7 protein-coding genes are annotated in these 13,065 nt (G+C 31.0%); 2 read left to right on the forward strand and 5 right to left on the reverse strand.

All coding sequences use genetic code 11. From position 1 onward, the window contains the following. Window positions 1-11: 11 nt before the first annotated feature. Both TVTCOM_RS18475 and TVTCOM_RS18480 read left to right on the forward strand, forming a co-directional pair. On the forward strand, window positions 12-1,898 hold the full coding sequence (locus TVTCOM_RS18475; protein ID WP_434797714.1) for an NADH-ubiquinone oxidoreductase-F iron-sulfur binding region domain-containing protein: 1,887 nt from the start codon (window positions 12-14) through the stop codon (window positions 1,896-1,898). 23 nt (window positions 1,899-1,921) lie between these two features. After that, window positions 1,922-3,682 carry an NADH-dependent [FeFe] hydrogenase, group A6 gene (locus tag TVTCOM_RS18480; RefSeq protein ID WP_434797715.1) on the forward strand — a complete coding sequence of 587 codons (1,761 nt, stop codon included), beginning with the start codon at window positions 1,922-1,924 and terminating at the stop codon, window positions 3,680-3,682. Window positions 3,683-3,763: 81 nt separating this feature from the next. On the opposite strand, the gene hprK is transcribed toward TVTCOM_RS18480, so the two are convergent. From hprK to TVTCOM_RS18505, 5 genes are all read right to left on the reverse strand, one after another. After that, on the reverse strand, window positions 3,764-4,624 hold the full coding sequence (hprK, locus tag TVTCOM_RS18485; RefSeq protein WP_434799769.1) for an HPr(Ser) kinase/phosphatase: 861 nt from the start codon (window positions 4,622-4,624) through the stop codon (window positions 3,764-3,766). Between the two features lie 76 nt (window positions 4,625-4,700). Beyond that, window positions 4,701-6,515, reverse strand: coding sequence for an excinuclease ABC subunit UvrC (gene uvrC, locus TVTCOM_RS18490; protein ID WP_434797716.1), 1,815 nt, complete (start codon window positions 6,513-6,515; stop codon window positions 4,701-4,703). 114 nt (window positions 6,516-6,629) lie between these two features. Continuing rightward, window positions 6,630-9,455 (reverse strand): excinuclease ABC subunit UvrA, encoded by a 2,826-nt coding sequence (uvrA, locus tag TVTCOM_RS18495; protein WP_434797717.1) that lies wholly within the window; start codon window positions 9,453-9,455, stop codon window positions 6,630-6,632. Continuing rightward, complete coding sequence (gene uvrB, locus TVTCOM_RS18500) at window positions 9,455-11,425, reverse strand: excinuclease ABC subunit UvrB (RefSeq protein WP_434797718.1); 1,971 nt, start codon at window positions 11,423-11,425, stop codon at window positions 9,455-9,457. Before uvrB ends, uvrA begins: the two co-directional genes overlap by 1 nt. Window positions 11,426-11,637: 212 nt before the next feature. Next, complete coding sequence (locus TVTCOM_RS18505; protein WP_434797719.1) at window positions 11,638-13,053, reverse strand: glutamate synthase subunit beta; 1,416 nt, start codon at window positions 13,051-13,053, stop codon at window positions 11,638-11,640. Window positions 13,054-13,065 lie beyond the last annotated feature (12 nt).

Consider the following 13,065-nt stretch of genomic DNA (forward strand, 5'->3'; position numbering starts at 1 on the left):
GAAAGAAATTCATGAAAAAGTTAAATTCAATTTCAGAACTAAAATCTGCTATACAAGATTTTAAACCAATTCTTTATTTAAGAGAAAATCATACACAAGAAATACCTGATAAAAGAGATATTTTAGTTTGTGGCGGTACTGGATGTACTTCTTCAAAAAGTTTAGAAATAATAGAAAATTTAAAATCTGAAATAGATAAAGCTGGTCTTAATGATTCTATAAAAGTTCATTTAACAGGATGTTTTGGATTCTGTGCAATGGGTCCAATTGTAAAAGTTTATCCTGATAACGTTTTCTATGTTCATGTTCAACCAGAAGATGCCTCTGAAATTATATCAAAACATATTTGCAATAATGAAATAGTTGAAAGATTATTATTCGAAGAGCCTGCTTTAAACCATAAAAAAGTATCAAAACACGAAGAAATGTCTTTCTATAAAAAACAATTTCGTATTGCTTTAAGAAACTGTGGACATATAAATCCAGAAGATATTACTGAATATTTGGCTAATGATGGATATTTAGCACTAGGCAAATGCTTAACAGAAATGACTCCTGATCAAGTAATAGAAGAGGTTAAAACTTCTGGTCTTAGAGGTAGAGGTGGAGCTGGATTCCCTACTGGTGTTAAATGGGAATCATGTGCTAAAAATCCAGCTATAAATGGTGAAAAATTTGTTGTATGTAATGCTGATGAAGGTGATCCAGGTGCTTTCATGGATAGATCATTACTTGAAGGTGACCCTAATAGTGTTCTTGAAGCTATGGCAATTGCTGGTTATGCTATAGGTGCTAATAAAGGATATATCTATATAAGAGCTGAATATCCTCTTGCAATAGATAGATTAAAAATAGCAATTTCTCAAGCTGAAAAAATTGGTGTTTTAGGTGAAAATATATTAGGTACTGGATTTAATTTCACAATAGAATTAAAATATGGAGCTGGTGCATTTGTTTGTGGCGAAGGTACTGCACTTATACATTCTATAGAAGGTAAACGTGGTGAGCCTAGAATGAAGACTTTCTCTTCTTCTAAGCATGGTTTATGGAATGCTCCTACTTGCTTAAATAACGTTGAAACTTTTGCAAATATTCCAGCTATTATACACAGAGGTTCTGACTGGTTTGCTTCATTTGGTACAGAAGATTCTAAAGGTACTAAAGTTTTCGCATTAGGTGGAAAAATAAACAATGTTGGTCTAGTTGAGGTTCCTATGGGTACTACTCTTCGTGAAATAGTTTACGAAATAGGTGGTGGTATACCTAATGGTAGAGAATTTAAAGCTGTTCAAACTGGTGGTCCATCAGGTGGATGTATCTCTCAGAAAGATTTAGATACTCCTATAGATTATAAATCATTATCTGATATAGGTTCTATGATGGGTTCTGGTGGTATGCTTGTTCTTGATGATACAGACTGTATGGTTGATATAGCAAAATTCTTCTTAGACTTCTCTGTTGATGAATCTTGTGGTAAATGTACTCCTTGTCGTATAGGTACTAAAAGATTATATGAATTATTAGCTAAAATTTGTGATAATAAAGGATGCGAACAAGACTTAGTAGACTTAAAAGATTTAGCGTTAACAGTTAAAAATACAGCTTTATGTGGTCTTGGAAAATGTGCTCCTAATCCTGTATTAAGTACTCTAGAGTGTTTCTATGATGAATATTTAGCACATGTTAAGGATCATAAGTGTCCTGCAGGTAAATGTAGTGCTTTCCTTCATTATGAAGTAAATGACAATTGTATTGGTTGTGGATTATGTAAGAAAAATTGTCCTGCTGATGCAATAACTGGTGAAAAGAAAGAAAAACATCACATAGATGTAGATGCTTGTCTAGAATGTGGTACTTGTATAGATAAATGTAAAAAAGGTGCAATTGTTCTTGTATAGATTTATTAAGGAGGGGTTTATTAATGAGTTTAGTTAATTTAACTATAAATGGTAAAGCTGTTTCAGTTCCTTCTGATACAATGATATTAGAAGCTGCTAAACAAGTAAATGTTAAAATACCTAGTCTATGTCATTTACATATGGATGATATAAAATTTGATAATCATTGTGCATCTTGTCGTGTATGTATGGTTAGCGCAGGAAGAAAATTAGTTCCTGCTTGTGGTACTTTAGTTAAGGAAGGTATGGTTGTAAATACAAATACGTCAGAAGCTTTAAAATATAGAAAAAATGTTGTGGAGTTAATGTTATCTGACCATCCAAAAGATTGTTTATCTTGTATTAGAAATAAAGATTGCGAATTACAAGAAATAGCTGCTGATTTAGGAATCAGAAAAGTAAGATTTAGCGATGGAGAACAATCTACTGGTACTTTTGATACTTCTACAAAATCTATAGTAAAAGATAACTCAAAATGTATATTATGTAGAAGATGTGAAACTATGTGTAGTGAAGTTCAAACAGTTAAAGTTCTTTCTGGTATAAATCGTGGATTTAATACTGAGGTTTCAACTTTCTTCGGTATAGATTTAGCTGATACTAACTGTACATTCTGTGGGCAATGTATAAGTGTATGTCCTACAGGAGCCTTAGTTGAAAAAGATAATACTGGTGAAGCTTGGAAAGTTTTATCTCAAAAAGAAAAACCAGTTATAGTTCAAACTGCTCCAGCTGTAAGAGTTGGTCTTGGTGAAGCATTTGGATTAGATCCTGGATCTATATCCACAGGTAAGATGGTCGCTGCATTAAAAACTTTAGGATTTAACTATGTATTCGATACTAACTTTGCAGCTGACTTAACTATAATGGAAGAAGCTAATGAGTTTGTAAATAGATTTGTTAAAGGTGAAAAACTTCCTATATTAACTAGCTGTTGTCCTGCTTGGGTTAACTTTATGGAACATGAATTCCCAGATTTATTACCTCATTTATCTACTTGTAAATCTCCACAAAGTATGTTCTCTCCAATAGCTAGACATTATTTTGCTGAAAAAGTTTTAGGAAAAAAACCTGATGAAGTTATAGTTATGTCTATAATGCCTTGTGTTGCTAAGAAATACGAAGTTTCAAGAGAAGAATTAGGTCAAGATGGATACCTAGATACTGATTTATCATTAACTACCAGAGAATTAGCAAGAATGATAAAAGAAGCTGGTATAGATTTAGCTAACTTAGAAGAAGCTGAATTTGATAGCCCACTTGGATATTCTACTGGCGCTGCCGATATATTTGGTGCAACTGGTGGTGTCCTTGAAGCTGCACTTAGAACTGCTTATCATGATATAACTAAAGAAGAAGCTCCATCTTTAGACTTTACAGTAGTTAGAGGTATGGACGGTATAAAAGAAGCTTCTTTAGAAATAGCTGGTCATACAGTAAATGTTGCTGCTGCAAGTAGTTTAGGAAACGCTAGAAAATTAATGGATGAATTGAGAGCTGGAAATTGCAAATATCATGTAATAGAAATCATGGCTTGTCCTGGTGGATGTGTAGCCGGTGGTGGACAACCTTATAATGGTGGAGATTATGATAAAGTTAAAGCAAGAGCTAAAGCTTTATATGAAATAGATGCTAATAAACTAGATCGTCTTTCTCATCATAACCCAGATATCATCAAATTATATGATGAATTCTTAGGTGAAAGAGGCGGACATGTTGCTCATAATTTACTTCATACTAAATATTATGACAAAAGTAATATATTTGCCGATGCTGAAGTTTAATAATAAATTTTTATTTGTTAGTTTAATATAAAAATTTAGGGAGTTATGAAATTCAAAAAATTTCATAACTCCCTCTTTAATTTATTTATCAATTACCTGAGATAATTTTTGTGTAAATTCTTGAGCTGCATCTATACCCATTCCCCTTTGTCTAAAGTTCATAGCTGCAACTTCAATTATCATAGAAGTATTTCTTCCTGGCTTAACAGGTATTACTAGTTTTTCAACTTGTCTTCCTAATATTTCTTCATATTCTCTATCTAAACCTAATCTATCATAATACTTTTGTTGATTCCAATTTTCTAGTTCAATCACTAGATCAATAGCTTTTTGATTTTTTATAGCTCCCACACCATATAAACTTTTAACATCTATTATCCCTATTCCTCTGATTTCCATATAGTGTTTTAATATTTCAGGTGCTTGTCCTACTAATCTACTGTCATCAACCTTTCTAATTTCAACAGCATCATCAGCTACAAGTCTATGACCTTTTTGTATCAATTCTAAAGCAGTTTCTGATTTACCTATACTACTCTCACCTTTTATCAGTACACCTATACCATACACATCTACTAAAACTCCATGCATAGTAACATGAGGAGCCAGTTTATTATCTAAATAATTAGATAATCTATTTATAAACCTTGTAGTATTACTTTTGCTACTTAAAACTACTCTGTTGTATTTTTTAGCATTTACTATTATGTCTTCATCTATATCCAAACCTCTTGTAACTATTAATACAGGAATTTCATAAGAAAAAAACTTATCTAGTATTTCTTCTCTTTTCTCTTTTTTTATATTTTGAAAATAAGTATACTCTGTTCTTCCTATTATTTGAATTCTTTCATATGGAAAATACTCAAAATATCCAGCTAGTGGCAGACCTGTTCTATTTACATCTTCCAATTCCACGTAGTATTCCTTATCTTTTGGCATATATACTACTTCTAAATTTAAATCCTCAATTAATTGAGATATAGATACTCTATCTTTTACTGTTTCTATCAATTATTTACTCTCCCTTTCTAAAATAGTCATAAATATTTTCTGCTACACTTTTATTTAACCCGTCTATCTCAGATAATTCTTTTACTGATGCATTTTTTATATCTTCCATATTTTTAAAATGAGAAAGTAAGGCTTTTTTCCTTTTCTCTCCCACACCAGGAATATCATCTAAAGAAGATTTTGTTAATGATTTATTTCTCAAGCTTCTATGATAACTTATGGCATAGTTATGAACTTCCTCTTGGATACTAGCAACAAATCTATACAAATTTGATGTTTTATCAAGTTCGATTTCCTTAGAAGCACATATTAATCCTTTTGTTCTATGTTTGTCATCTTTATACATTCCCCATAAAGGGATATCTATTCCATATTTATCAAAAACTTTTTGCACAGCACTAACCTGGCCTTTTCCACCATCTAATAATATTAAATCAGCAAAATCTCCTTTTTGCAATCTTCTATCTAAAATTTCTGCCATAGAATCATAGTCATTAGGACCTTCTACAGTTTTTATTTTATATCTTCTATATTCTTTTTTATCTTTAATACCATTTGTGAAAACAACCATAACACCTATGGAGTCTACACCTTGTATATTAGATATATCATAAGATTCTATTCTTCTTGGTGGTTCTTCTAAATCTAACACTTCTGCCAGCTCTATTAAAGCTCCTTCACTTCTTTCATATTTTCTTTTATTTAAATTAGAGAATTTTTCTAAATATTCCATGGCATTTTTCTTAACCATAGAAATCAAGCTTTTTTTATCTCCTTTTTGTGGAACTCTTATGGATACTTTTTGCCCTTTAATATTAGATAGCCACTCTTCCAAAACAATCTGATCTTCTATTTCAGTTTCTATAATTATTTCTTTTGGAATATATTCTGCTTTCATATAGAATTGTTTCACAAAAGAACCAAGTATGGATTCTTTACTAGAATCTTTTGTTCCTTCCAAAATAAAATGCTCTCTACCAACAATCTTTCCATGTCTAATAAAGAATGCTTGTACACAAGCTTCCTCATCGTTATATGCCATAGCAATTATATCTTGATTAATATCCTCTGTAGATACATCAATTTTTTGTTTTTGCATCATTTCTTGAAGATTTATTATTTTATCTCTATAAATAGCAGCCTCCTCAAAATTAAATTCCATGGAGCATTTATTCATTTTTTCTTTTAAAATTTCTATCAAAGTTTCTTCTTTTCCAGATAAGAATAATAGTATTTCTTCTATCATTTTATTATATTCTTCTTTTGAAACATTTCCAGTACAAGGTCCAACACATCTTTTTATATGAAGATTTAAACATGGTCTCATATTATTTTTAATAGCTCTTTCAATATCTACATTACAAGTTCTTATGGGATAAATATTTCTTATAACATCTAAAGTATCATTGACAGCTTCCACATTTGTATAGGGTCCAAAATATTTTGCCTTATCTCTAAGGACTCTTCTAACTTTTAGTACCCTTGGAAAATCTTCATTTACTGTTACTTTTATATAAGGATAAGTTTTATCATCTCTTAGTAATACATTATACTTTGGTCTGTATTTTTTAATTAAATTACATTCTAAAATTAAAGCTTCTAACTCTGAATCGGTGATTATATATTCAAATGATTTTATATTTTTAACCATTGATTTCACTTTAGAAGAATGATTTTTCGATGATTGAAAATATTGTCTTACTCTATTTTTTAATGAGATAGCTTTTCCCACATAGATTATTTTGTCATTTTCATCCTTCATTAAATATACTCCAGGCTCAGCTGGTAATTTTTTTAATTGTTCTTGTATATCAAACACTTTTTCCTCCAAAAATTCGCTTCTGTAATTAATCCTATAATAAAACTTCTAATCTTTATATAGATAAAAATTAGAAGTTTTTCTTTAGTCTTTTAAAATATTCAAATTTAATACTTATTCAAAATATTTTTTCAGGAAGTGTCCTGTGTATGAGCCTTTAACTTGAGATACTTCTTTAGGAGTTCCAGTGGCTATTATTTTTCCACCTTTATCTCCTCCTTCTGGACCTAAGTCTATAATATAGTCACTAGTTTTTATAACATCTAAATTATGTTCTATAACAACTATAGTATTTCCTGTATCAGCTAACTTTTGTAAAACATGAATTAACTTATCCACGTCTGCCATATGAAGTCCTGTTGTAGGCTCATCAAGAATATATAAGGTCTTTCCTGTTGCTCTTTTACTCAATTCTGTTGCTAATTTAATTCTTTGAGCCTCCCCTCCTGATAGCTGAGTTGAAGGTTGACCAAGTTTAATATAAGAAAGCCCAACATCCATTAATGTTTCTAGCTTTCTTTTTATTGATGGTATATTTTCAAAGAACTCCACTGCTTCTTCTACATTCATATCTAAAATATCTGCTATACTCTTGTCTTTATATTTAACTTGTAAAGTTTCTCTATTGTATCTCTCACCTTTGCATATTTCACATGGTACATAAACATCTGGTAAGAAATGCATCTCTATTTTAATTATACCATCACCCTTGCAGGCTTCACATCTACCACCTTTAACATTGAAACTAAATCTTCCTTTTTTGTATCCTCTGGCTTTAGCTTCATTAGTTGTAGCAAATAAGTCTCTTATTTGATCAAATACGCCTGTATAAGTCGCAGGGTTTGATCTAGGAGTTCTTCCTATTGGACTTTGGTCTATGTTTATTACCTTATCTATATTTTCAATACCTTTAATTTCTTTATGTTTTCCTGGCCTTTGTCTTAATCTATTAACTTTACTTGCCACACCTTTGTACAAAATAGAGTTAATTAATGAACTTTTCCCTGATCCTGATACACCAGTTATACATACAAATTTTCCAAGAGGTATCTTAGCATTAATGTTTTTTAAGTTATTTTCTATGGCACCTTTAATTTCTATAAAGTTCCCATTACCTTCTCTTGTACTATCAGGTATTTCTATTACTTTTTTACCACTTAAATATAATCCAGTCATTGAATTAGGATTTTCTAATATTTCATCTAAAGTACCTTGAGCCACTATTTCTCCACCATGAATACCTGCACCTGGTCCTATATCTACCACATAGTCAGCTTCCCTCATAGTGTCTTCATCATGTTCAACTACAATTAATGTATTTCCAAGGTCAGTTAGATGTCTCAAAGTTCCTATTAATTTTTCATTGTCTCTTTGATGAAGTCCTATACTTGGCTCATCTAGTACGTATAAAACTCCAACTAAAGCAGAACCTATTTGAGTAGCAAGCCTAATTCTTTGAGCCTCTCCTCCTGATAAAGTTCCAGCTTTTCTTGATAAAGTTAAATATTCAAGTCCAACGTCCTTTAAGAAAGATGCTCTTTCATTTATTTCCTTTAGAATTTCATGAGCTATAAATTTATTTTTTTCACTTAATTCTAAGTTTTGAACGAAATTTAATAATTCTTTTACAGATAAATCCGTAACCTCCATTATGTTTTTTCCGCCTATTAAAACAGATAATACTTCTTTTTTAAGTCTATTACCTTTACATTTTGGGCAAGGTGTTTCTGCCATGTATTCCTCTATTTTATCTCTTGAATACTCTGAATTAGTTTCTCTATATCTTCTTTCAAGATTTACTATTACACCTTCAAAAGGAGCTTTATATTCTCTTCTTCCTCCAAATTTCGAATCAAATATAAATTGAACCATTACATTATTTTCACCATATAGTAATTCTTGAACAAAATCTTCTGGTAAATCTTTAAATGGTGTATCTAGAGATACATTAAAATGTTCTGCTAAACTTTGCACCATTTTACTATAATATGTATCATCACTTGTACTTACACTTCCCCAAGCTGCTATGGCTCCTTGTTTAATACTTAAATCCTTGTTTGGTATAATAAGATCTGGATCAACTTCTCTACTTTCTCCTAAACCTTTACATACATCACAAGCACCAAAAGGAGCGTTGAATGAGAACATTCTTGGCGATAATTCTTCAATTCCTATTCCATGTTCTGGACATGCAAATTTAGTAGAGAATAAAATTTCTTCTCCATCTACTATCTGAGCTATAACAAGTCCATCAGATAATTTAATAGCTGTTTCTAAGGAATCTGCAAGTCTTCCTTCTATTCCATCTTTTACAACTATTCTATCTACTACAACTTCTATATTATGTTTCTTATTTTTCTCTAAATTAATATCATCAGTTACTTCCTGATTTTCTCCATTAACTCTTATTCTTACAAAACCGTCTTTAGCAATACTTTCTATAAGTTTTTTATGAGTTCCTTTTTGACCTCTTACTACAGGAGATAAAATTTGAAGTTTAGTTCTTTCCGGAAACTCTAATATTTTATCTACTATTTCTTGTATAGTCATTTGAGCTATTGGTTTGCCACATATTGGACAATGAACATCCCCAACTCTTGCAAACAAAAGTCTTAAGTAATCGTAAATCTCTGTTACAGTACCAACTGTAGAACGAGGGTTTTTTGATGTTGTCTTTTGATCTATAGATATAGCTGGTGATAGCCCTTCTATATATTCCACATTTGGTTTTTCCATTTGTCCTAAAAACTGTCTAGCATAAGCCGATAAACTTTCCACATATCTTCTTTGACCTTCTGCATAAATAGTATCAAAAGCTAAAGAAGATTTTCCAGAACCCGATAGTCCTGTGAAAACTATAAACTTATTTCTAGGAAGTTCTATACTAACATTTTTAAGGTTATGCTCTTTAGCACCTTTTATAATGATTTTATCTTCCATTAATTCTTTATCCTTTCTTCCAACTCTTTTATCTTATCTCTTAACTGAGCTGCTCTTTCAAATTGTAAGTTTTGTGCAGCCTCCATCATTTCTTTTTGTAAAGCTTCTATATTATTTTGAACTTCATATTCATCTTCACTTTCAGCAATTCCAAATACAACTTCTTCATCAGCTGGTTTAAGTGTTTCTATACTATCCCTAACTTCTTTAACAATAGTTTTAGGAATTATTCCATTTTCTTCGTTATATTGAGACTGTATTTCTCTTCTTCTCTTAGTTTCTTCAATAGTTGCTGCCATAGAACGTGTAATTTTATCAGCATACATTATAACTCTACCTTCTGAGTTTCTAGCTGCACGTCCTACTGTTTGTATTAGTGAAGTTTCAGATCTTAAGAAGCCTTCTTTGTCTGCATCTAATATGGCAACTAGAGAAACTTCTGGTATATCCAAACCTTCTCTAAGTAAGTTTATACCTACTAATACATCGAACTTACCCAGTCTTAAGTCTCTAATTATTTCAGTTCTTTCCAGTGTATCTATATCTGAATGTAAATATTTAACCCTTATTCCTATTTCTTTTAAATAGTTAGTTAAATCCTCACTCATTTTCTTAGTTAAAGTTGTAATTAATACTCTTTCTTTCTTTTCAACAACTTTATTTATTTCACCAACTAAATTATCTATTTGATTTTTAATTGGTCTTACTTCTATAATCGGATCAAGTAATCCTGTTGGTCTTATTATTTGTTGTGCCACAGTTGTAGAGTGTTCTATTTCATAAGGTCCTGGCGTTGCAGAAACAAATAATACTTGATTTATATTCTCTTCAAATTCAGAGAAATTTAAAGGCCTATTGTCATAAGCAGACGGTAATCTAAAACCATTTTCTATTAATGATTGTTTCCTTGAACGGTCTCCGGCATACATTCCTCTAACTTGAGGTATGGTAACGTGAGATTCATCTACTATTAATAAAAAATCCTCAGGGAAAAAACTCATTAGTGTGTACGGTTTTTCTCCTTCTTCTCTTCCTGTTATATGTCTTGAATAGTTTTCTATTCCCTGACATGTACCTATTTCACTAAGCATTTCTATATCATATTTAGTTCTTTGCTCAATTCTTTGAGCTTCTACTAATTTATCATTTTCTTTAAAATATTGAACTCTTTCTAATAGCTCTTTTTCAATAGCTTCCACTGCATGAGCAACCTTTTCTGGAGTAGTAACATAATGTGATGCTGGAAATACTGCTATATAGCTTCTCGTTCCTAGAATTTTTCCTGTAACATAGTCAATTTCCACTATTCTATCTATTTCATCTCCAAAGAATTCTATTCTTATAGCTTTTTCATCATCACTTGCAGGGAATAATTCTAAAACATCTCCTCTAACTCTAAAAGTACCTCTAACAAAGTTAATATCATTTCTTTCATATTGTATATCTACTAACTTTCTTATAAGAGTATCTCTATCTATTTCCATTCCTGTTCTAATTGATAACATGAGCTTTTTATAATCATCAGGATCCCCAATACCATAAATACAAGAAACAGAAGATACCACTATTACATCATCTCTTTCCAATATGGATGCTGTTGCCGAGTGTCTTAATTTATCTATTTCATCATTTATACTTGAATCTTTTTCTATGTATGTATCACTTGATGCCACATAAGCTTCTGGTTGGTAATAATCATAATAACTTACGAAATATTCAACTGCATTATTAGGGAAAAACTCTTTAAACTCACTATATAATTGAGCTGCTAAAGTTTTATTATGAGCCAGGATTAAGGTTGGTTTTTTTACCTCTCTAATTATATTTGCCATAGTAAAAGTTTTACCCGAACCTGTTACCCCCAGTAGTGTTTGAAATTTTTCATCTTTATTAATTGAAGTAACAATCTCCTTTATAGCTTCTGGCTGATCCCCTGTTGGCTTAAAAGCTGATTGAATTTCAAAATCCATATTTCCTCACTCCTTTAGAACATCCGTTCCGTATAATTACAATAATAATTATACCATAATAATTCTATTATTCACCTTTTATATAAACATTTATTATAAAATTTATTCATTAATATATATTACCCATTTAAAATGATTTAAATAAATTCCCTTTGCAAAAGTTCTTGTATAAACAAAATAATAGAGCTTATATAAAATAAGCTCTATTATTTTTATCTTAAATTTGTACTCCCCATTAAATTTAAATCTATTTCTTTTGCTACTTTCCTACCTTCACTTATGGCATAAGCAACTAAAGACTGGCCCGTTCTCATATCACCAGCAGAATAAACTCCATCTACAGATGTTTTATAATTGTCATCAGTTTTTACATTTCCTCTTTCATCTAGTTCTACTCCCAAATCCTGCAGCATAGTTTCATGTTCTGGATGTAAAAATCCCATGGCAAATAAAGCTAAATCACAATCTATTTCAAATTCACTATTTACTATTTCTTTATATTTTTCATCTATTTTTATACCATGTAATTTATTTACTTTTCCTTTTTCTCCACTAAAAGCAGTTACCTTTACTGAAAACTCTCTAATTCCTCCTTCTTCACAACCTTCTAAGCTCTTCATCTTCATTGGGTACATAGGCCACATTTTATTTTCATCACTTTTATCCAGTGGTTTACCCGATCTACCAATTTGATAAACTTTTTTAGCTCCTTGTCTAATAGCTGTGCCTATACAATCTACTCCCGTATCACCCGAACCAATAACAACCACATTTTTATCTTTTGCAATAATCTCATCTTCATCAATTTTTATTCCTTGATTTCTTTTATTTTGTTGAGTAAGATATTCCATTGCAAAACACAATCCATCTAAATTCCTCCCTGGAACAGGCAAATCTCTAGCTTGTGTAGCTCCTCCACATAAAACTACTGCATCAAAATCTTTTTTCAAATAAGTTGATGGATAATCTCTTCCTATCCATATATTTGTTCTAAATTCCACACCTTCTTCCTTCATTAAATTAATTCTTCTATCTACAACCCATTTTTCCAACTTAAAATCAGGAATGCCATAAGTTAAAAGCCCTCCTATTCTGTCGTCTCTTTCAAATACTACCACATTATGACCTGCTTTATTTAATTGATCTGCACATGCTAAACCTGAAGGTCCAGAGCCAACTATGGCAATTTTTTTGTTAGTTCTCATAATTGGCTTCTTAGGTTTAATCCAACCTTCTTCAAATGCTTTATTAATTATACTAAGTTCAATATTTTTATTACAAACAGATTTATTATACATTCCCAATGTACAAGCACTTTCACATAAGGCTGGACATACAGTTCCTGTAAACTCCGGAAAATTATTAGTCTGAGTAAGTATCTCTAAAGCCTCTTTCCATTTTCCATGATAAATCAAATCATTCACTTCTGGTATTACATTACCCAAAGGGCATCCAAACTCAGAACAACAAAATGGCACGCCACAATCCATGCATCTAGCTGCTTGTATTTCAACTTTTTTATAATCCATAGGGATATAAATTTTTTTATAATCTTTAATTCTTTCTTCCACAGGACGCTTTTCTAAAGTCTCCCTATCATAATCAATAAATCCAGTTGATTTTCCCATTTCATCACCTTC

Origin of the sequence: Terrisporobacter vanillatitrophus, from assembly GCF_051148895.1 — a bacterium.
Classification (GTDB): Bacteria; Bacillota; Clostridia; order Peptostreptococcales; family Peptostreptococcaceae; genus Terrisporobacter; species Terrisporobacter vanillatitrophus.

What these genes read in the sequence shown, in the direction of transcription:
- TVTCOM_RS18475 (WP_434797714.1), top strand. Translation starts at nt 12, where the DNA reads ATGAAAAAGTTAAATTCAATTTCAGAACTAAAATCTGCTATACAAGAT.
- TVTCOM_RS18480 (WP_434797715.1), top strand. Translation starts at nt 1,922, where the DNA reads ATGAGTTTAGTTAATTTAACTATAAATGGTAAAGCTGTTTCAGTTCCT.
- hprK (WP_434799769.1), bottom strand. Translation starts at nt 4,624, where the DNA reads ATGCCAAAAGATAAGGAATACTACGTGGAATTGGAAGATGTAAATAGA.
- uvrA (WP_434797717.1), bottom strand. Translation starts at nt 9,455, where the DNA reads ATGGAAGATAAAATCATTATAAAAGGTGCTAAAGAGCATAACCTTAAA.
- uvrB (WP_434797718.1), bottom strand. Translation starts at nt 11,425, where the DNA reads ATGGATTTTGAAATTCAATCAGCTTTTAAGCCAACAGGGGATCAGCCA.
- TVTCOM_RS18505 (WP_434797719.1), bottom strand. Translation starts at nt 13,053, where the DNA reads ATGGGAAAATCAACTGGATTTATTGATTATGATAGGGAGACTTTAGAA.